Origin of the sequence: Shimia biformata (assembly GCF_016888515.1) — a bacterium.
Lineage (GTDB): Bacteria > Pseudomonadota > Alphaproteobacteria > Rhodobacterales > Rhodobacteraceae > Shimia_A > Shimia_A biformata.
The window spans coordinates 50,779-72,499 of the sequence record NZ_JAFEJK010000004.1; the positions used below are offsets into that span (position 1 = coordinate 50,779).

The following is a 21,721-nucleotide window of genomic DNA, read 5'->3' on the forward strand; positions in this document are numbered from 1 at the left end:
CTTTGCCGATTGCCTCAGCATAGCGCCGCAATCGGCAGCAGTTTTTCAAGGAATCGTTGAAATAGATTAGCGAAAACCCTCATTTCGTTGAAGCCTGCAAGTGTTCTAAGCTGACACTCAACGGTGCCCATGTGTGCGCCGGCAGGAGGTTTCATGACATATCGCCCCGAGATCAGGTTTCTGTTGAATGACCAGGAGGTCCGCCTGTCCGACGTCGGTGCCGACGACACGGTTCTGGACTTCCTGCGCATTGATCGGCGGCTGACGGGATCGAAAGAAGGCTGCGCCGAAGGCGATTGCGGTGCCTGTACCGTGCTGGTTGGCCGGTTGACGACGCGGGGGCTGGTTTATGAAACCGTAAATGCCTGTATCCGGTTCCTTGCCTCGTTGGACGGGTGTCATGTCGTGACGATCGAGCATCTTGCCGGGCCCAATGGCCGCCTGCATCCGGTGCAGCAGGCCATGGTCGAGCATCACGGCTCGCAATGCGGGTTCTGCACGCCGGGTTTCGTGATGTCGCTCTATGCGCTCTGGATGCAGGTGCCGCATCCCACAGCGGCACAGGTCGAGACCGCAATTCAGGGCAATCTTTGCCGCTGCACCGGCTATGCGCCCATCATCCGCGCGGCGCTGGCGGTGTCGGAACATGGCACGCCGTCGTCAGACTATCTGACGGTCGAACGCGACAGGATTGCGGCGCGGCTTGCGGCGTTGAAGGATGGGCAGCGGGTGTTGGTCCAGAAGGGAGAGTCTCAGGCGATCCTGCCGGCGGATGTCGATGACCTTTCTGCCGTGCTGTCGGAATCGCCCGAAGCCACGATCATCGCGGGTGCAACGGATGTCGGGCTTTGGGTGACGAAGTTCCTGCGCACCGTCTCTCCGGCGGTTTTTGTCGGCCATCTGGACGGGCTGAAGGAGATCAGCGAAACCGACGGCAGTCTGACGTTTGGCGCTGGCGTGACCTATTCCGAAAGCCAGGACGTGCTGGCGCGCCATTTCCCGCATCTGGCCCCGTATTGGGACCGGATTGCCGGATGGCAGGTGCGCAATATGGGTACGGTTGGCGGCAATATCGCCAATGGTTCGCCCATCGGGGATACGCCGCCGGTGCTGATCGCGCTGGGAGCGTCCATCACGCTGCGCAAGGGCGACGCGCGCCGGGTTGTTGCGCTTGAGGATTTCTTCATCGACTACGGCAAGCAGGACCGCACGGCGGGCGAGTTTGTCGAAAGCATCTCGGTACCTCTGGATCAACCCGGACGACATGCGGCCTACAAGATTTCCAAGCGCCGGGACGAGGATATTTCTTCCGTGGCGGCAGGCTTCAATGTCACGGTGGAAAACGGCGTCATCACCGCCGCGCGGATTGCTTTTGGCGGCATGGCGGCGACTCCGAAACGGGCGTCCCATGCAGAGGCCGCGCTGGTCGGTCGGCCCTGGTCCGAGGCCACGTTGCAGGCGGCGGCGGATGAACTGGGCCGCGATTTCACACCGCTTACGGACATGCGTGCCAGCGCCGAATATCGGTTGAAGGTTGCCCGCAACCTGTTCCGCCGCTTCTGGCACGATCAAACGGGCGACCAAGCCCAACTGAAAAGCGCGTGAAGGGGGATCAGATGAAACAGACTGTCAGCATCCGGGGTGCCACCCATACCGATCTTCAACACGACAGCGCGGTCAAGCACGTCACCGGGCGGGCCGACTATACCGACGACATTGCTGAACCAATCGGGACTTTGCATGCCTATCTGGGCACCTCGACCGTGGCGCACGGGCGCATCAGGGACATTGATTTCGATGCGGTCAAATCCGCGCCGGGCGTCGTTGGTATCCTGACCGCCGCCGATATTCCCGGCGTCAATGATGTCAGTCCAACCGGGCGCCACGATGAGCCTGTCTTTGCAACGGACATCGTGGAATTCTGGGGTCAGCCGATCTTTGCCGTGGTTGCCGAGTCGCGGGATCAGGCGCGCCGTGCGGCGGCTCTCGCCAAGGTGGACTACGAGATTCTGCCCCACGTCACCGACGCTGCCGATGCGATGGCGCAGGGCTATCCCCATGTCACCGAGCCGCTGAAACTGGAACGTGGCGACGTGGCCGAGGGCCAGAAGGCCCCCAATCGGATCAAGGGTCAGATGCGGGTTGGCGGGCAGGATCACACGTATCTTGAAGGTCATATCGCCTTTGCCGAGCCCGGCGAGGATGAGGACGTGATTGTGCATTCCTCGACCCAGCACCCAAGCGAAGCCCAGCATATGGTGGCCCATGTCCTTGGCGTGCCGTCGCATTCCGTGGTGGTCAACGTGCGGCGTATGGGTGGCGGGTTCGGCGGCAAGGAAAGCCAGATGAACCTGTTTTGCGCGGTGGCGGCGGTTGCCGCCAAGAAATGGAACCGCGCTGTGAAAATCCGCCCCGACCGCGATCAGGACATGGAAAGCACCGGCAAGCGGCATGATTTCGTCGTCGATTATGACGTTGCCTTTGATGAGGAAGGTCGGATTCACGCGGTCGAAGGTCAATTCGCGGCGCGTTGCGGCTGGACATCGGACCTTAGCGGTCCTGTGACGGACCGGGCGCTGTTCCACGCTGACAATGCCTATTTCTATCCCCATGTGCGCCTGACCTCGCGGCCGATGAAGACCAACACCGTGTCGAACACTGCCTTCCGGGGGTTTGGTGGTCCGCAGGGGGTGATCGCGGCGGAACGCATGGTCGAAGAAATCGCCTATCAGTTGGGCAAGGACCCGCTGGAGATCCGAAAACTGAACTTCTACGGCGGTCCGGGACGTGACCTGACGCCTTACCACCAGACGGTCGAGGATAACGTGATCCTGCGGCTGGTCGAGGAGTTGGAAGAGGACGCCGACTATCAGGCGCGGCGCAGGGCGGTGCTGGATCACAACGCAAAGGGCGGGTTGATCCGCAAGGGGATCGCGCTGACGCCGGTCAAGTTCGGCATTAGCTTTACCGCGACCTGGTACAATCAGGCCGGCGCGTTGGTGCATCTCTATAATGACGGTTCAATCATGCTCAATCATGGCGGGACCGAGATGGGGCAAGGGCTGAACACCAAGGTTGCGCAGGTCGTCGCCGATGCCTTCCAGGTCGATATCGACCGCATCAAGATCACCAAGACCACAACCGAGAAGGTGCCGAACACATCGGCCACCGCCGCGTCCTCGGGGTCGGACCTGAACGGGATGGCGGCGCAGAACGCCTGCGATCAGATCAAGACGCGGCTGGTCGAATGGGCGGCGGCGAAATGGAACGTGACCGAGGAAGAGGTGCGGTTCCTGCCGAATGAAGTGCGCGTCGGCGACGATGTGCATGGCTTCAATGACTTCATCAAGGCGGCCTACATGGACCGCGTGCAATTGTCGGCGGCCGGTTTCTACAAAACGCCGAAGATCCACTGGGACAGGGCCAAAGGGCAGGGGCGCCCGTTCTATTACTATGCCTATGGTGCCTCGGTCTCGGAAGTCAGTGTTGATACGCTGACGGGTGAGTATGTCATTGATCGCGTTGATGTTTTGCATGACGTCGGCAAGTCGCTGAACCCGATTCTGGACAAGGGCCAGGTGGAGGGCGCCTTTGTGCAGGGCATGGGATGGCTGACCACCGAGGAACTTTGGTGGGACCAGAAAGGGCAGCTGAAAACCCACGCGCCGTCGACCTACAAGATCCCGCTGGCATCCGACATCCCGCGCGTCTTCAACGTCAAGCTGGCGGATTGGTCCGAAAACCGCGAGTTGACGATCAAACGGTCGAAAGCAGTGGGCGAACCGCCCTTCATGCTGCCGATCTCGGTGTTCGAAGCGCTTGGCATGGCTGTTGCCTCGGTTGCTGACTACCGCGAATGCCCGCGCCTTGACGCGCCGGCGACCCCGGAACGGGTGCTGATGGCGATTGACCGTCTTCAGGGGGCGTAGTCCAATGACCCCCGCCCGTCTGCAATCCTTCCTTGCCAGCGGCCCGGTGGTCCGGGTCACGCTGACCCGTGTGCGAGGGTCTTCGCCACGTGAGGTCGGGGCGACGATGTTCGTGACGCAGACTGGGCTTCTGGGAACGATCGGCGGTGGTCAGTTGGAGTACATGGCGCTGGATGAGGCGCGCAAGCTGTTGAAATCGTCGGGTAAAGGCGCGGAGATGGACGTACCGCTTGGCCCCGAGATCGGGCAATGTTGCGGCGGGCGTGTCGAGATTGCGCTGACCCTGATGGATGATGCGGACAAGGTAGCAGCGGTTGAAAAGGCGCAGGCCGAAACCGACGCGCTGCCCCATGTCTATGTCTTCGGGGCCGGTCATACGGGCCGCGCCATGGCGGATCTGTTCCAGCATCTTCCGGTGGCTTGTGTGCTGGTCGATCCCCGCGCCGAAGAGTTGCAACTGAACACGGCGCAGGTCGAAACGGTGCTGACCGCTCTGCCTGAAGCGGTCATTTGCAGTGCGCCCCCGCGCAGCGCCTTTGTGGTCCTGACCCATGACCACGCGCTTGATTTTCTGCTGACTTCCGAGGCTCTCGCCCGGAGGGACGCGGCCTATGTCGGCATGATCGGCTCGGCCACGAAACGCGCCTCTTTCGAAAGCTTCGTCCGCAAGCAATGCGGGCCTCTTTCGACGGATGCGCTTGTCTGCCCCATCGGGGCAAGCGGTAGCCGCGACAAGCGGCCGCCCGTGATCGCCGCCACCGTGGTGGCTGAGGTGATCACGGCACTGACCTCTGAAACTGCCGCAGTTTCGCCTGTGAAGGCACGTTTCTGACCCGACGGTCAGAGGATGTAGACGGGCTGCCCCCGCCTCATGGCTTGAGGAGGGTCGGCGGGGGTGCGCCCATTCAAAACGGAGGAGACCCGCGATGAGCGGACAAGGTTACCAATACAAGCTGTTTCACCGCAGCGATTTTAGCGCGTTCTGGGCGCTGTTCACCGACAACCTGATCAACCTGATGGTGCTGGCAGGCGTTTGCCAGTTCGTTTTTGGCATGCCAGCCGAGATCGTCTTTGGCCGCATCGTGCCGGGTGCTGCCGTGGCGATCATGGCCGGGATCGCGGCCTATGTCTGGCTGGCGAAGCGGGCGGCGAAACAGGCGGGCCGCGATGTGACAGCGCTGCCTTATGGCATCTCGACGCCCGTGATGTTCGTTTATCTTTTTGGCGTGATCGGCCCGATTTACTGGGCAACGAACGATCCTGTTCTTGCCTGGCAGGTCGGCATTGGAGCCGGGTTCATGGGCGGGATCGTCGCCGCCTGTGGCGCGCTGGTCGGTCCCTGGCTGAAGCGGGTCACACCGCGCGCGGGCATGCTGGGCACGCTGTGCGGCATCGCGCTTGTGTTCATCGGCACCGTGCCTTTGGCGACCGTGTTCGAAGACCCCTATATCGGCTTTGCCTCGATGATCATTATTCTCTGGGGGCTGGTCGGGCGGTTCCGCCTGCCGTTCAACATCCCGGCAGGTTTGCTGGCGCTGATCGTCGGGACGGTGGTTGCTCTGATCGCGGGCAAGGCCTCGGTCAGCATCGAAGGCGTCGCGATCTATCTGCCGATGCCCTATCTTGGCGACCTGATGGCGGGTATCCAGCACCTGTTTGCCAACCCCGAACTGTTCCTCGTTCTGGTGCCGGTGCAGATCTACAACTTCATCGAGACCATGAATAACGTCGAAAGCGCCGAGGCCGCAGGGGATCACTACCCGGTTGGCACCGCGCAGGTGATCGACGGGGCCGGGACGATGATCGGGGCGCTTTTTGGCTCGCCCTTCCCGACCACGGCCTATATCGGACACCCCGCCTATAAGCGCATGGGGGCGCATTCGGGCTATATCATCGCTGTTGGTGTTGTGATCCCGGTGGCGGCCTTCCTTGGGCTGCTGGCCTTCCTCAACAACCTGATCCCCGTTGCCGCCGCCGCGCCGGTGCTGGTTTTCGTGGCGCTCAGCCTGATCACCAATACCGCCCATTCGGTCAAACCCGCGCATATGGCTGCCGTCACCATCGCGATGATGCCGCATGTCTCGGCCTTCCTGATGGTGAAATGGGTATCGTTGATGAACGCGCTGGGCGCCACCGGGGTCGAGGGCCTGCCGCGTCTGGGGGATGAGGCGCTGACGGTGGCCCTGTTGCAGCAGGGCGCGCATTTCCAGGGGCATCTTGCGTTAAGCCAGGGCGCGATCATCACCGGTCTGGTCTGGGGGGCGATTGTTGCCAGCGTGATTGACGGACGGTTCCGCAATGCCTTTGGCTTTGCTCTGGCGGGCGCGGCGATGTCGTCAATCGGCATCGTGCATTCCGCCGCGCTGCACCTGCCGACGCTGGATGGTGTGACCGTGGGCTATCTGATCGCTGCGGGGTTCCTGTTCCTCTACCCGATGGTCCACCGCGAAGGGGATATGGAAAACGCCAATGTCGTGGTGGACGAGGCGCCCGTCACCCCTGCCGAGTAACCAAACCGCGCGGGCCACAACCCCGGCCCGCGCATTTCAATGACAGAGAAAAGACGATGACCAAGACCCTGTTGCGTGGCCGCATCCTGACCTTCCACGCCGAACCGCAATCCCCCGACGACACGGGCGCTTTCACCTACCTAGAAGACGGCGCGATCCTGATCGATGCAGGCCGGATCGAAGCTTTGGGCGATTGGTCGGACCTGTCGCATCACGAGGCACAGGTCATCGACCACCGACCGCATCTTCTGATGCCGGGATTCATCGACACGCACATCCATTTTCCACAGGTGCAGGTGATTGCCAGCTGGGGCGCGCAGCTTCTGGACTGGCTGAACAACTATACCTTTCCGGCAGAAATCGCCTTTGCCGATCAGAATCATGCCGACACCATGGCGCGGGCGTTTTTTGATCTTCTGACCGGGCATGGAACCACCACGGCGATGGCGTTCTGTAGCGTCCATACCCAATCGGTCGATGCCTATTTCTCCGAGGCCGCGCGGCGCAACATGGCGATGGTCGGCGGCAAGGTGATGATGGATCGGAACGCCCCCAAAGGGCTGACCGACACGCCGCAATCCTCCTATGAGGACACCAAGGCAATGATCGACAAGTGGCACGGGGTTGGGCGGGCGCGATATGCGATCACGCCGCGTTTTGCCATCACTTCGACCCGGGCGCAGCTTGAGATCGCAGGCAATCTAGTGGCGGAGCATCCCGGCTGTTTCGTCCAGACCCATCTGAGCGAAAATCATGCCGAGATCGCCTTTACCAAAGAGCTTTTCCCGGAAGCGCTGGATTACCTCGGGGTTTATGAACGCTATGGCCTTCTTGGACCAAAGACCTTTCTTGGCCACGCCATCCATCTGGAACCGCGCGAGATCGACCTTTTGGCGGATACCGGATCGCGCCCTGTCTTCTGTCCGACTTCAAACCTGTTCCTGGGCTCGGGCCTGTTTGACGATGCCGGGCTGCGCGGGCGCGGGATCGCCAATGCCATTGCGACGGATGTCGGCGCGGGCACAAGTTACTCCATGCTGCAAACCCTGAACGAGGGCTACAAGGTGCTGCAATTGCAGGGGCAGGCGCTGCATCCTTTCCGCGCGTTCCATTGGATCACGCGTGGCAACGCGGTGGCGATGGGGATGCAGGACGAGATCGGCACGCTGGATGCGGGAACGTCTGCAGATGTGGTGGTTCTGGACAGTGCCGCGACGCATGCCATGGCGCTGCGGATGCAGGCGGCAGAAACGCTGGCCGAAGAGCTGTTTGTCCTGATGATGCTGGGCGATGACCGTGCCGTGGTGCAGACCTATGTCGCGGGAACGGGGCAGAAACCGGGTGCTGTTGCGTAGGTATTTCCACCCTCTGGCAGGGCGCGAACCCTCGGGCTAGACTTTGTCCGTCTAAGAGGGGGGATCGGAATGAATCCGGCCAATTGGCTTTTGCGGACTGCGAAACTGACGCCGAACGCCGCGGCGCTTTTTCTTGGGACGGAATGCGTCGCCAGCTATCATGTCTTCGCGGCACGCGCCGCCGCGATCGCGGGGGCATTGCAGGCGCGCGGCATCGGCAAGGGCGACCGCGTCGGTATCCTGATGAAGAACCGGCCCGAATACCTTGAGACCCTCTATGGCATCTGGTGGGCCGGCGCCTGCGCGGTGCCGATCAATGCCAAACTGCACGGCAAAGAGGCGGCGTTCATCCTTGAAAACTCGGGAACGCGGTTGTTGTTTGCCTCCTCCGAAAACGCTGCCGAACTCGCGCCTGTTGCCCCCGACTGTCTGGAGATGACCCTCTGCGCGGGCACGCCGGAATTCGCCGCGCTTTACGATGCCGACCCGATGGCAGCCCCTGCCGATGTCGACCGCGATGACATGATCTGGCTATTCTATACGTCCGGCACGACGGGGCGGCCCAAAGGGGTGATGATCACGGCTCAGAACATGGCCGCAATGGTGGCGGGGTATCTGGACGGGATCGGCAGCCACTCCGCGAAAGATGCCACGATCTATGCCGCCCCGATGAGCCACGGCGCGGGGATCTACAATTTCATGTTCGTGATGGCGGGCGGGCGGCATGTCTGCCCGGCTTCGGGCGGGTTCGACCCGGCCGAGATTTTCGACCTCGCGCGGCACTTCGGCCATGTCTCGATGTTTGCGGCCCCAACCATGGTGCGCCGCATGATCGATGTCGCCAAGGCGACGGGCGACACGGGCGAGGGGCTGGATACGGTGATCTATGCCGGCGGGCCGATGTATTTCGCCGATATCGTCGAAGCGGTCGAGGTGTTGGGTGACCGGTTTGCCCAGATTTACGGGCAGGGGGAATGCCCGATGGCAATCACTGTCCTGCCCAAGGAAATGGTCAGCGACAGAACCCACCCCCGGTGGAAAGATCGCTTGAATTCCGTTGGTTACGAGCAATCTGTCAGTCAGGTGCGGATCGTCGACGGTGACGGCTGTCCTGTTTCGGCGGGCACCGTCGGAGAGATCGTCGTGCGCGGCCCGGCGGTGATGAAGGGGTATTGGCAGAACCCGGATTCGACCGCCGGAACGCTGCGTGATGGCTGGCTCTGGACCGGCGACATGGGGTCGATGGATGCCGATGGGTTTGTCACCATGCATGATCGGTCAAAGGACATGATCATCTCGGGCGGATCGAACATCTATCCCCGCGAGGTGGAAGAGGTTCTGCTGACCCACCCGGATGTCGCCGAGGCCGCGATCGTGGGGCGCCCCCATCCCGAGTGGGGCGAGGAAGTGGTGGCCTGCATCGTGGCCGAGGCGGGACGTCAGATCGACCCCACCGCGCTGGACAGGCTATGCACCGACAATATCGCCCGTTTCAAGCGGCCCAAGAAGTACGTGTTCCTGCCCGACCTGCCGAAGAACAATTACGGCAAGGTTGTAAAGACCGACCTGCGCGAGATGGTGAAACGCTAAGATTTCCCGTGCATCCCGCGTCGCGATTGCTAAAGTCGCGCCGTTAACGGTAACGGGGACCAAAATGAAGACTATCGCGGGATTTGACCGGATCGGCGAGGAAAACGCTTTTGCCGTGCTCGCGCGCGCAGGTGTGCTGGCGGCACAAGGCAAGGACATTATCAACCTTGGCATCGGCCAGCCTGATTTCGCTACGCCGGAAAACATCGTCGAAGCGGCGGTCAAGGCGCTGCGCGACGGGCAGCATGGCTATACCCCCGCAACCGGCATCGCGCCCCTGCGCGAGGCGGTCGCCGCCGACCTGCATCGCCGTTTTCAGGCCGAGGTGAACCCGGATAACGTCATCATCGTGCCCGGCGGCAAGGTCACCATGTTTTCGGCCATATTGATGTTCGGTGAACCGGGGGCCGAAATCCTGTATCCCGATCCCGGTTTCCCGATCTACCGCTCGATGATCGAGTTCACCGGCGCGACCCCGATCCCGGTGCCGATCCGCGAGGAAAACGGCTTTGGCATTTCGGCTGAGGAAACACTGTCGCTGATCAATGACAAGACTCGGCTGTTGATTTTGAACTCACCCGCGAACCCCTGCGGCGGGGTCACCCCACGCGCCGAGATCGACAAGCTGGTGAAGGGACTTGAGGCGCACCCGGACGTGGCGGTCATGTCGGACGAGATCTATGACCAGATGGTCTATGACGGTGAGGAACATGTCACGCTGTTGGACTATCCGTCGATCCGCGACCGGCTGATCCTTTTGAATGGCTGGTCCAAGACCTATGCCATGACCGGCTGGCGGCTGGGCTATTCGGTCTGGCCGGACGGGTTGATCGACAAGGTGCGCAAGCTGGCCGTCAACGCGTGGTCCTGTGTGAATACGCCCGCGCAATTTGCCGCGCTTGAAGCGTTGACCGGACCGCAGGACGCGGTCGCGCAGATGGTGGCGGAATTCGATGCGCGGCGGAAGCTGGTCGTGGATTTGCTGAACGACCTGCCGGGCGTCAGCTGCATCACGCCCAAGGGCGCGTTCTATGCCTTCCCGAACATCTCGGAGACCGGGTTCAAGGCGAAACCGCTGGCATCTGCGCTGTTGGAAGAGGCGGGTGTCGCCACAATCGGCGGCCCCGACTTCGGTATTCTGGGCGAGGGCTATATCCGCCTCAGCTATGCCAACAGTCAGGAAAACATCCGCCGCGCGGTGGACCGGATCGGCGCGTTTCTGGAAAAACGGTAAAAGCTGGGTCTCAGGCCGGAATGCACAGCGCGGCGGCGACGTTTTCTGGCCATTCGATCAACAGGATCGCAGGGTTCTGAACCGCGTCGCGGGTGACGGTGTCGCTCAGTTCGCCGAGGCTGGTGGTCAGGTGGCGTTCGCGCGAAGTGCTGGCGTTCTCGACGATATGCACGGGCAGGGTCGTAGGGACGCCGCGGGTCAGAAGCGATTTCTGAACCTTGCCCGCGTTTGCCACGGCCATGTAGAGCGCGAGCGTGCCGCCGGGCCGCAGCATGTCACCCCAATTCGGGTCTTCGGCGCCGGGACGAGAGGTGCCGGTCGCCAATGTCACATGATGGGTTCTGCCGCGTTGCGTCAGCGCCTGCCCCATGCCAGCGACAGCGGCGCTGGCGGCGGTGATGCCGGGCACGATCTCGACCGGGATATCGGCGGCGCGGGCGGCTTCGGCCTCTTCCCCGGCACGGCCAAAGACACATGGGTCGCCGGATTTCAGACGCACCACGGATTTCCCTTGCCGGGCGGCGGATATGACCAGCGCGGTGATACGCTCCTGCGGCCATTGGTTGGCGCCCACCGCCTTGCCGACACAGACCCGTTCCGCGTCGCGGCGCGCCAGTTCAAGGACATCCGGGTCCACCAGCCGGTCATAGAAGATGATGTCGGCCTCTTGCAGCCGTTCGACCGCGCGCAGGGTCAAAAGGTCGCGTGCGCCGGGGCCTGCGCCGATCAGGCTGATTGTACCCTGGCGTGCAGGGGCCTTGCCCGCATCAGAAATCGCCGCTTTCAGAAGCGTTGCCGCCTGCCGTTCCGAGCCACGCTTGTGCGCGGCCCATGCCGCCCCGGTAAAGGCGTCACGCCAAAACCGGCGACGGTCGCCGCCATCAGGGATCGCGTCTGCCACGGCCCCACGCAGACGGCCCGCAAGCGCGGCAAAGCTCCCCAGATTCGGGGCCAGCATCTGTTCCACTCGTGTCTTGATCTGGCGCGCAAGGACGGGCGCGGTGCCTTCGGTCCCGATTGCCACCACTACCGGGTCGCGGTCGACGATCGAGGGTGTGGTGACATCGCACAGGTCAGGCTGATCGACGACATTGACCAGCGCACCTGCGGATTTTGCCATGTCGCGGATGGCGATGACGTCTTCGCCATCTTCGGTTGCGATAAAGACCAGTGCCACATCGCGGAACACGTCCGGGCGGGACGTATCGGCGACATGGTCGATCCGCCGGACATCGGCGAGTCCGGCCAGTTCCGGGTCCAGTACAGGCGCGATCACCACGATCCGCGCCTGCGTCTTTAACATCAACCGTACCTTCTGTGCGGCCTGCTCGCCACCGCCAACCACGGCAACCGTCCGATCTTGTAGGTTCAGGAACAGTGGAAACGACTTCATGGCCTACTCTGCCGCCTGTTTGCGCGTGTTCAGCAAGGCCGACAACTCCGGTCGGCAACTTCCGCAATTGGTGCCCGCATCCAGCGCTTCGCCAATGGCGTCAACCGATGTCAGCCCCATCTCGTCGATGCCGCGCAGGATGGTGTTGATGCCGACATTGAAACAGGCGCAGACGGTGGGGCCAGGATCGGGCTGATCGGCACCGGGTTGTCCGGCCAGAACCGCGCGGCCACAGGTGCCCAATTGCCCGGCGACAAAGCCGCGTGCCACGGCGACGGGGTCTCGGCTGGCAAACAGGGCGGCTACCAGTTTGCCATCCTTGTACAGAGCGACGCGCGCAATGCCCGTGGCGTCGTCGATCAGGCTGGTCACGTCGGCCCCTTCGATCCCGAACAATGTCTGGGCAAAGGCAAGCCAGTCCTCGGGCGCGGTGATGTCGGCAAACTCTGCCTGCCAGCCATTGGCAACGCGTGCCCGCGCCCAGTATCCCGTCTGTGGGTGGAACTCGGACAGGCTGACGGCAAAGCCGTAATAAGCGGGTGCATAGGGCGCAACTGCCACGGTTGCGGCCTTGCTTTCCGGCTGGCCGGAAACCGGGTCCGTGACAGGGGCGACAAGCGCATTAATCCGACCTGTGACAGCCGTCTGCCCGGTCCAGTGCATTGGGGCAAAAACCTCACCCCGGCGCATGTTGTCCGAGTGTTTGACCCGCAGGACCGCGCTGCCGTGCGGGTTCGCGAGCCGCGCAAGCGTGGCGGGTTCCAGTCCCAGCTTGGCGGCGTCCTCGGGGTGGATTTCCAGATAAGGTTCGCCTGTGTGCTGCGACAGCCGCGCCGCCTGTCCGGTGCGTGTCATCGTGTGCCACTGGTCGCGCACGCGTCCCGTGTTCAGGACAAAGGGCAGGTCAGAGTCAGGGGCCTGTGCCACAGCTTTGCTGCGCAGGGCCAGCATGTTGGCGCGTCCCGAGGCGGTGAAGAAACCGCCGTCGCCAAAGAACCGGCCTCCGGTTTTGCCTGACGTGACAGGCCAGCGGGTTGGGGACAGGTTGTCGTAGTCGGTCACGGACAACCCACTTAGACCGGAAATGTCGAAATCGCGGCCAAAGCTGCGGGTGACCGTCGAAAGCCGTGCGTATTCGTCAAATACCTCGGCGGGGCTGGAGAAAGCAAACGCCTCCTCCCAGCCCATGCGCCGCCCGACATCTGCGATGATCGCCCAGTCGTGGCGGGCCTGTCCGGGCGGCTGGCGGAACGGGCGCTGACGCGAGATCACGCGTTCGGAATTGGTGACTGTGCCATCCTTTTCGCCCCAGCCTGTGGCGGGCAGGGCAACATGGGCCAGTTGCGCGGTGTCGGTAGAGCCGTACATGTCCGACACGGCGACAAATTCGCACCCCGCAATGGCCTTGCGGACATAATCGGCATCGGGCATCGACACGACCGGGTTTGTACACATCACCCATAGCGCCTTGATCTGCCCCGATTTCACTGCCTTGAACATATCGACCGCCTTCAGGCCCGGCTTGTCGGCCATGGTTGGCGATGCCCAGAACCCCTGCACCGCGTCGCGATGGTCTGCGTTTTCAAGGTCAAGGTGATTGGCCAGCATGTTCGCCAGCCCGCCAACCTCGCGCCCGCCCATGGCGTTGGGCTGGCCGGTGACGGAAAACGGACCCATGCCGGGCTTGCCGATCCGTCCGGTGGCAAGGTGACAATTGAGGATCGCGTTCACCTTGTCGGCCCCGGACGAGGACTGGTTCACCCCTTGCGAATAGATCGTGACGACCTTTTCACGCGCGGTCCACAGGGACAGGAAGCGCGAGATTTCGGCCTCGGTCAGCCCGGTCCTGGCCGGATCGTCGCTGCTGGCGGCGGCAAGGGCGCCGTCGAACCCGTCTACATGGTCGGCGACGAAGCGGCTGTCGACCGCGCCCATCTCGTGGATATGAACCAGAAGCGCGTTGAACAGGGCGACGTCGCTGCCCGGCGCGATGGCCAGATGCAGATCAGCCAGGTCGCTGGTCGCGGTCCGGCGCGGGTCGATGTTGACCACTTTCAGGCGCGGGTTCGCGGCCTTTGCGGCGGCAAGGCGCTGGTAAAGCACGGGATGGCACCACGCCAGGTTCGAGCCCACCAGAACCACCAGATCGGCCTGTTCTATGTCCTCATAGGTGCCGGGCACCGTGTCGGTGCCAAAGGCACGCTTGTGTCCTGCCACCGAGGACGCCATGCAAAGCCGTGAATTCGTGTCGATATTCGCCGAACCGATAAAGCCTTTCATCAGCTTGTTGGCGACATAGTAATCCTCGGTCAGAAGCTGACCCGAGACATAAAAGGCCACGCTGTCGGGGCCGTGCGTGTCGATGGCCTTGTGGAACTTGTCCGCGACAAGGTCAAGCGCGGTGTCCCAGTCGGCGTCCTGTCCGTTGATGCGGGGGGCAAGAAGGCGCCCCTCGGTTGACAGGGTTTCGCCAAGGGCCGATCCCTTGACGCAAAGCCGCCCCAGGTTGGCGGGGTGGTCCGGGTCGCCCTTGATGGCAACTGACCCGTCGGCGGCGGGCGTCGCAAGGACGCCGCAGCCGACACCGCAATAGGCGCAGGTCGTGGCCGTAGTGACCGGAGCCTCGGCCCCGGTCGCGGCCTCTGGCAGTCCGGCCCCGTCCATCACGCGGCCACCGGGTTCTTGAGCAAAGTGGCATCCAGAAGGATGCGCCCGCCCTCAAGCTTGGTGGGATAGGTCGCGATCTGACCTTCATCCGCGCCCTGCGCCTCGCCTGTTTCAAGGCTGAACACCCAGTTGTGCAGCGGGCAGGTGACGGATTTCCCATGCACGATGCCTTCCGACAGCGGACCGCCCTTGTGCGGGCAGCGGTCGGACGAAGCAAAGACCTCGTCCTCGGCGGTGCGGAACACGGCGACACAGCCATGAACGGTTTTCACGATGCGCGCGCCGCGCAGGGGGATGTCGTCGATGGAACCGATATCAAGCCAGCTCATTCTGCGGCCTCCAGTGTCAGGTCTGCCAGCGGCTGGAATTGCCGCGCTTCCTCGGGGGCGGCGAGTTCCGCCCACGGGTCCTTGCGATAGACGCTTTGTGAAAGGTCGAACCGGGCAACCAGTGCGGCGCGGTTTTCGAGGTCGTCGACGACCTGTTCCTTGCACCAGTCAAGGCCAACCTTGGCGACCCATTTGAACACCCGGTCGAGATACTTGGCGTTTTCGCGATAAAGCTGGGTGAAGGCTGAGATGATCTCGATCGCCTCTTCCTCGGTGGCGACCTTGGCCAGAAGCTCGGTTTCCTTCACTTCCATCCCAGCAGCACCCGCGACCGAGATTTCATAGCCGGAGTCGACGCAGACCACGCCGATGTCCTTGCAGGTGGCCTCGGCACAGTTGCGCGGGCAGCCCGATACGCCCAGTTTCAGCTTGTGCGGTGTCCACGACCCCCAGAGGTGTTTTTCCAGCTTCACCCCCAGACCTGTCGAGTCCTGCGTCCCAAAGCGGCAATGCTCTGATCCGACACAGGTTTTCACCGTGCGCAGGCCCTTGGAATAGGCATGGCCCGACACCAGACCGGCCTGGTTCAGATCGAACCACATGGCCGGCAGGTCTTCGCGCCGCACACCCAGAAGGTCGATACGCTGGCCGCCGGTCACCTTGACGGTGGGGACGTTGTATTTCTCGGCGGCATCGGCAATGGCGCGCAATTCGTCCGGGGTGGTCAACCCGCCCCACATGCGCGGCACCACCGAATAGGTGCCGTCTTTCTGGATATTGGCGTGGCGGCGTTCGTTGACGAAACGGCTTTGCGGATCGTCCTGATACTCGACCGGCCAATCGGCCAGCAGGTAGTAGTTGATCGCCGGGCGGCAGACGTGACAGCCGTTTGGTGTTGTCCAGCCCAGTTCCTGCCAGACAGCGGCCTGGGACTTCAGCTCTTTCGCCTTGATCAGGCGGCGCACGTCCTCGTGGCTGAGATCGGTGCAGCCGCAGACCGCAGCATTGGCGGGCATGACAAACTCATCACCCAGCGTGACCGCCAGAACCTGTTCGACAAGGCTGGTGCAGGTCCCGCAGGACGCGCTGGCCTTGGTCGTGGCGCGGATTGCGCCCAGGTCATGAGAGCCCGCATTGATCGCCTCGACGATCTGACCCTTGCATACGCCGTTGCAGCCGCAGATTTCCGCGTCATCCGGTAAGGCTGCAACGGCCGCCATAGGGTCCACGGCGGCCCCCCCCTGATAGGCAGGCCCAAAGATCAGCGTCTCGCGCATCTCGGAAATGTCGGTCTTGTCCTTGATCAGGCCGAAGAACCAGTTGCCGTCGTCTGTGTCACCATACATGACCGCGCCGATCACGCGGTTGTCTTCGATCACGAGGCGCTTGTAGACGCCGCGGGCCGGGTCGCGGAACACGATGTCCTCGCGGCCTTCGCCTTCGGCGAAGTCACCGGCGCTGAACAGGTCGCAACCTGTGACCTTGAGTTTGGTCGCCACTTCTTTGGGTTCAAAGGCGGATGCTTCGTCCGTGAGTGTTTTGGCAAGAACCTTGGCCTGATCGTAAAGCGGGGCGACAAGGCCGAACAGCTGGCCGCGATGCTCGACACATTCGCCAAGGGCAAGGATGTCAGGGTTCGAGGTGACAAGCGCGTCATCAACGACGATGCCGCGTTCCACCTCGATCCCGGCATCATTGGCAAGCCGTGTTTCAGGGCGGATGCCGACGGCCATCACCACCAGATCGGCGGGGATCATGGTCTTGTCCTGCAGCAGCACGCCCTCGACCTTGTCGTCGCCGAGGATGGCGGCGGTCGATGCCTGGCACTTGATCTCGATGCCCTTGTCCTCAAGCGCGCGGCGCAACAGGTATCCGGCGGCTTCGTCCAGTTGCCGTTCCATCAGGTGGCCCATCAGGTGCAGCACGGTGACATCCATGCCACGCAATTTCAGACCGGCGGCGGCCTCAAGCCCGAGAAGGCCACCGCCGATCACCACGGCTTTTGCGCCGGGTTTCTTGGCGGCCTCGATCATGGCGTTGGTGTCGTCGAGGTCGCGATAGGTGATGACGCCGGGCAGGTCCTTGCCGGGCACCGGGATGATGAACGGAGCCGATCCCGTGGCGATGACCAGCTTGTCATAGGGCACATGGCCGTTTTCGCCTTCGACCACCTTCATCTCGGGGTCGATCCTGACCACATGCTCGCCGAAGCGGCAGGTCACGCCATGGGCTTCATACCAGTCGGTGTCATGGGTCACGATCTCTTCGAAGGTCTTTTCGCCTGACAGGACCGGCGACAGCATGATGCGGTTATAGTTGCCGCGCGGTTCGGCGTTGAAAAGGGTGACGTCATAGGCGTCAGGCGCAGTGTCGAACAGGTGCTCAAGCGCGCGGCCCGAGGCCATGCCAGCACCAATGATGACGAGTTTCTGTTTCATGGAGTTCACTCCGCTGCAATCGGCGCAGGGGCCGGAGATTTGGGTTTGGGCTTGGCGCCGTGCTCGTATTCCTCAAGGAAATCCAGCACTTCCTGGCGGAACTTGTAGTAGTCGGGATGTTCCAGCAGCGCCTTGCGTGACCGCGGACGGGGCAGGTCGACATCGACGATCTTGCCGATGGTCGCCTGCGGTCCGTTGGTCATCATCACAACGCGGTCGGCCAAGAGGATCGCTTCGTCAACGTCATGGGTGACGCAGATCGCGGTGACCTTGGTACGGTCCCAGACTTCCATCAGCACTTCCTGCAATTCCCAGCGGGTGAGGCTGTCGAGCATGCCGAAGGGTTCGTCCAGAAGCAGGAGTTTCGGCGAGAGTGCAAAGGCCCGGGCAATGCCGACCCGCTGTTTCATGCCGTTCGACATGGAATGCGCGGGGCGGTCCATCGCGTCGCCAAGTCCAACCCGTTCAAGGTAGTATTCCACGACGTCCTGACGCTCGGCTTGGCTTGCCTTGGGATAGACCTTGTCCACACCAATCGCGACGTTTTCCTTGGCGGTCAGCCAGGGAAAAAGGTTCGGCGACTGGAACACCACGGCGCGCTCCGGGTCGGCCCCGATCACACCGCGACCGTCCAGGTTGATGACCCCTTTCGAGATCTCGTTCAGCCCGGCAGCCATGGTCAGAACCGTCGATTTGCCGCAGCCCGAATGCCCGATCAGCGAGATGAACTCGCCCTTGTCGAGCTTCAGGTTGAAATCCTCGACCACGGTCAGCGGCCCCTTGGGGGTGGGGTAAACCTTGTGCAGTTGCGAGAATTCAAGATAGCGGTCGGTCCGCAGCGATTGCGTCGCCTTCACATCCGCCTGCGCCTTGGGCAGGTTGTGGATCGCGGTGACGTTCGGCAGTTCGCGGCTGGATTCAACCTTGGCCTCGATCCCGACATCCATCAGGTAGTTCGTGACCTCGGCGCGCAGCTTCTTGAAGCCGTCGTGGTGGTTCATTTCCATCCGGTCGCGGGGACGCGGGATGGTGACTTCGAATTCCTGACCAAGCGAGCCATCAGGGTTCAGCGCGATGATGCGGTCAGCGAGGATGATCGCCTCGTCCACGTCATTGGTGATCAGGACGCAGGTTTTCTTGTCGGCGTCCCAGATTGCCTCGATCTCATCGGCGAGGTTGGCGCGGGTGAGGGCGTCGAGGGCAGACAGGGGTTCGTCCAGCAGCAGAACTTCGGGGTTCATCGCCAGCGCACGGGCGACGTTCACCCGTTGGCGCATCCCGCCCGACAGTTCCGCAGGGCGGCGCCCAGCGGCATGGGACAGGCCGACCATGTCGACATATTTCGCCACTGTCGCCGCTTTCTCTGCCTTGGGCATGTTCGGGTGAACCGAGTCGAGTGCAAGGCGCACATTGCCGGTCACCGTCAGCCAGGGCATCAGCGAATAGCTCTGGAAGATCACGCCGCGTTCCGGGCCGGGGCCGGTGATCGGCTTGCCCTTGAAGGTGACGGTGCCCTTGGTCGGCATTTCAAGGCCGGCCATCAGGTTGATCAGCGTCGTCTTGCCGGTGCCCGAGAAGCCGAGGATCACCAGAAACTCACCTTCCTTGACGTCGAGGTCGATGTTCCGCAAGACATCGGTCTTGGCTGTGCCTTCACCGAAGCTCTTGGATACGTTGTCGAATTTAAGGAAACTCATGGCGATCACCGGTTCGAAGTGAAGGTGAACAGGGATTGGATCGCGAACATCAGCCGGTCCAGCAGGAAGCCGATGATGCCGATGGTAAAGACCGCGACCATGATTTTCGCCAGCGACGAGGACGATCCGTTCTGGAACTCATCCCAGACGAATTTGCCAAGTCCGGGGTTCTGGGCCAGCATCTCGGCTGCGATCAGCACCATCCAGCCGACACCCAGCGACAGGCGCAGGCCGGTAAAGATCAGCGGTAGGGCCGAGGGCAGGACCAGCTTGGTGATCTTGGTCCAGGTGTTCATTTTCAAGACCTTCGAGACGTTCACAAGGTCCTTGTCGATCGACGCCACACCCAGCGAGGTGTTGATCAGTGTCGGCCACAGCGAACACAGCGTCACGGTAATCGCCGAGGTCAGGAAGGATTTCGAAAACAGCCCGTCATCCACGGTGTAGGTTGCCGAGACGACCATGGTCACGATCGGCAGCCATGCCAGCGGCGAGACCGGCTTGAAGATCTGGATCAGCGGGTTGATCGCGGCATTGGCATAAAGCGACAGGCCAGCAAGGATGCCCAGCGGAATGGCGATGGCCGATCCGATCAGGAAGCCGAAGAACACCGTCTTGATCGAGGTCCAGATCTGGTCGTAATAGCTGGGCGCGCCGGTATAGGCGATGTCCTTGACCTTTTCGGGCTGGCCATTGGCGATGAACTTCTGGTTGCGCGCGTCGACGCGGTCATAGAATTTCTGTTCCTTTTCGGCCTTGGCGATGGCGTCCTGATGCAGGTTCACCGCCTCGGTCCAGACTTCCGACGGCCCCGGAACCGCACCAAGCGAGGTCTGGACGGTTGGTGCCAGCGTGCCCCAGAGGGCAAGAAAGCCGACAATCGCCAGAACCGGCACACCCAGCAGCCGCCAGATTTCCTTCATCTGGGCCTTGGGGTTGTCGCCTGCGGCGGCCTTCAGGATCGGGGTGATCCACGAAAGGCCAAGCACCTGGAACCAGGCATCGGCCTTGTTGATACGGGTGAACAGTCGGGCGCGGCGTTCCTCGCGGGCGGCCTCGGCTGCGAAATCGGGGTCAACGGTTGTCATGTTCGGGTCCTCATGGGGTTGGGCTTAACCCGTGGGTCAGAGAATGTGGGAAGGGGGATGGCGCAGGGGAGCGCGCCATCCCCGGGTCGCGTCAGCCTTGCACTTCGGTTCCGACGACCTTCTGGTCGCCTTTCAGACCGATTGGCAGGCTGTCGAGATAGGCGTTCGGGGCTTTGCCGTCATAGGCGATGCCGTCGATGATGTCCTCGGCCGGGGTCGGGGCCTTGTAGCCATCGCTGTCCCAGGGGAAGTCGGCTTCGTTGGCAAGGCCTTCGTCGACCAGAAGGCGGGCCGCTTCGAGATAAATCTCGGGCTTGTAGACCGATTTGGCGACCTCGTCATACCAGCTGTCCGGCTTGGCTTCCGCGATCTGCCCCCAGCGGCGCATCTGGGTCAGGTACCAGACCGCGTCCGAGTAATAGGGGTAGGTGGCGTTGTAGCGGAAGAAGACATTGAAATCAGGTACTTCGCGCTTGTCGCCTTTTTCGTATTCGAAAGTGCCGGTCATCGATGCCGCGATCACTTCTGCATCCGCACCGACATATTCCGGCTGGCTCAGCATCTCGACCGCTTCCATGCGGTTGGCGTTGTCGTTTTCGTCCAGCCACATCGCCGCACGGATCAGCGCCTTGACGATGGCAAGCGTGGTGTTCGGGTTTTCCTCGGCAAACTCGGCGGTGATGCCAAAGACCTTCTCGGGGTTGTTCTTCCACAGTTCGTAATCGGTGATGACCGGAACGCCGATGCCTTTGAACACGGCCTGCTGGTTCCACGGCTCACCAACGCAGTAGCCATAGATCGTGCCGGCTTCCATCGTTGCGGGCATCTGCGGCGGCGGGGTCACGGACAGAAGCACGTCCGCGCCGATCTGCCCGGTGATGTTTTCCGGGCTATAGAAACCGGGCTCAAGACCACCTGCGGCCAGCCAGTAGCGCAGTTCGTAATTGTGGGTCGACACCGGGAAGACCATGCCCATGTTGAAGGGCTTGCCTTCGGACTTGTACTTCTCGACCACCGGCTTCAGCGCGGCTGCCGAAATCGGGTGGATCGGCTTGCCCGCGTCGTCATGCGGGATATGCGGCTTCATCTCTTCCCAGATCTGGTTCGACACGGTGATGCCGTTGCCGTTCAGGTCCATCGAGAAGGGGGTGACGATATGTGCCTCGGTGCCGAAGCCGATCGTGGCTGCCAGCGGCTGACCGGCCAGCATATGCGCGCCGTCAAGCTGCCCGTCGATCACGCCGTCCAGAAGCACTTTCCAGTTGGCCTGCGCTTCCAGCGTCACGAACAGCCCTTCGTCATCGAAAAAGCCCTGCTCATAGGCGACCGCCAGTGGCGCCATGTCAGTGAGCTTGATGAATCCGAAGGTCAGTTCGTCCTTTTCAAGCTCAAGCTCGGCCATTGCCGGGGTGACCAGCATGGTCGTGGCGGCCAGTGCGGAAAAGAGTTTCTTCATGTCCAGTTCCTCTGGTTGGGCCCCTGGGAGGAGGA

General features: G+C 62.3%; 14 protein-coding genes. 7 read left to right on the forward strand and 7 right to left on the reverse strand.

Features of this window, described 5'->3' with window-relative positions; translation table 11 throughout:
* Positions 1 to 153 precede the first annotated feature (153 nt).
* The 7 genes from xdhA (at position 154) to JQ863_RS18650 (ending at position 10,618) form a co-directional block, all read left to right on the forward strand.
* Positions 154 to 1,605, forward strand: coding sequence for a xanthine dehydrogenase small subunit (gene xdhA, locus JQ863_RS18620; RefSeq protein WP_204115848.1), 1,452 nt, complete (start codon positions 154 to 156; stop codon positions 1,603 to 1,605).
* Positions 1,606 to 1,616: 11 nt separating this feature from the next.
* The gene (gene xdhB, locus JQ863_RS18625; RefSeq protein WP_204115849.1) at positions 1,617 to 3,929 is read left to right on the forward strand and encodes a xanthine dehydrogenase molybdopterin binding subunit; all 2,313 of its coding nucleotides are present in this window, start codon (positions 1,617 to 1,619) and stop codon (positions 3,927 to 3,929) included.
* A gap of 4 nt (positions 3,930 to 3,933) precedes the next feature.
* On the forward strand, positions 3,934 to 4,761 hold the full coding sequence (gene xdhC, locus JQ863_RS18630) for a xanthine dehydrogenase accessory protein XdhC (protein ID WP_204115850.1): 828 nt from the start codon (positions 3,934 to 3,936) through the stop codon (positions 4,759 to 4,761).
* 94 nt (positions 4,762 to 4,855) lie between these two features.
* The gene (locus JQ863_RS18635) at positions 4,856 to 6,439 is read left to right on the forward strand and encodes a permease family protein (RefSeq protein WP_204115851.1); all 1,584 of its coding nucleotides are present in this window, start codon (positions 4,856 to 4,858) and stop codon (positions 6,437 to 6,439) included.
* Between the two features lie 56 nt (positions 6,440 to 6,495).
* Entirely contained in the window at positions 6,496 to 7,794 is a 1,299-nt protein-coding gene (gene guaD / locus JQ863_RS18640) for a guanine deaminase (protein WP_204115852.1), read from the forward strand.
* Between the two features lie 69 nt (positions 7,795 to 7,863).
* Positions 7,864 to 9,384, forward strand: coding sequence for an AMP-binding protein (locus JQ863_RS18645; protein ID WP_204115853.1), 1,521 nt, complete (start codon positions 7,864 to 7,866; stop codon positions 9,382 to 9,384).
* Positions 9,385 to 9,448: 64 nt separating this feature from the next.
* The gene (locus JQ863_RS18650) at positions 9,449 to 10,618 is read left to right on the forward strand and encodes a pyridoxal phosphate-dependent aminotransferase (protein WP_204115854.1); all 1,170 of its coding nucleotides are present in this window, start codon (positions 9,449 to 9,451) and stop codon (positions 10,616 to 10,618) included.
* Between the two features lie 10 nt (positions 10,619 to 10,628).
* Here JQ863_RS18650 and cysG read toward each other — a convergent pair whose 3' ends face one another.
* The 7 genes from cysG to JQ863_RS18685 form a co-directional block, all read right to left on the reverse strand.
* Positions 10,629 to 12,011 carry a siroheme synthase CysG gene (gene cysG / locus JQ863_RS18655; protein ID WP_204115855.1) on the reverse strand — a complete coding sequence of 461 codons (1,383 nt, stop codon included), beginning with the start codon at positions 12,009 to 12,011 and terminating at the stop codon, positions 10,629 to 10,631.
* A 3-nt stretch (positions 12,012 to 12,014) separates the two neighbouring features.
* On the reverse strand, positions 12,015 to 14,675 hold the full coding sequence (locus tag JQ863_RS18660) for a nitrate reductase (RefSeq protein ID WP_204115856.1): 2,661 nt from the start codon (positions 14,673 to 14,675) through the stop codon (positions 12,015 to 12,017).
* Entirely contained in the window at positions 14,675 to 15,007 is a 333-nt protein-coding gene (nirD, locus tag JQ863_RS18665) for a nitrite reductase small subunit NirD (RefSeq protein WP_204115857.1), read from the reverse strand. The genes JQ863_RS18660 and nirD overlap by 1 nt, the downstream gene beginning before the upstream one ends.
* The gene (gene nirB, locus JQ863_RS18670) at positions 15,004 to 17,445 is read right to left on the reverse strand and encodes a nitrite reductase large subunit NirB (protein WP_204115858.1); all 2,442 of its coding nucleotides are present in this window, start codon (positions 17,443 to 17,445) and stop codon (positions 15,004 to 15,006) included. Before nirB ends, nirD begins: the two co-directional genes overlap by 4 nt.
* A gap of 5 nt (positions 17,446 to 17,450) precedes the next feature.
* A complete protein-coding gene (locus tag JQ863_RS18675) occupies positions 17,451 to 19,142 on the reverse strand; it encodes an ABC transporter ATP-binding protein (protein WP_204115859.1) in 1,692 nt (563 codons plus the stop codon).
* A gap of 5 nt (positions 19,143 to 19,147) precedes the next feature.
* On the reverse strand, positions 19,148 to 20,230 hold the full coding sequence (locus tag JQ863_RS18680) for an ABC transporter permease (RefSeq protein WP_204115860.1): 1,083 nt from the start codon (positions 20,228 to 20,230) through the stop codon (positions 19,148 to 19,150).
* 91 nt (positions 20,231 to 20,321) lie between these two features.
* The gene (locus JQ863_RS18685; RefSeq protein WP_204115861.1) at positions 20,322 to 21,686 is read right to left on the reverse strand and encodes a CmpA/NrtA family ABC transporter substrate-binding protein; all 1,365 of its coding nucleotides are present in this window, start codon (positions 21,684 to 21,686) and stop codon (positions 20,322 to 20,324) included.
* Positions 21,687 to 21,721 lie beyond the last annotated feature (35 nt).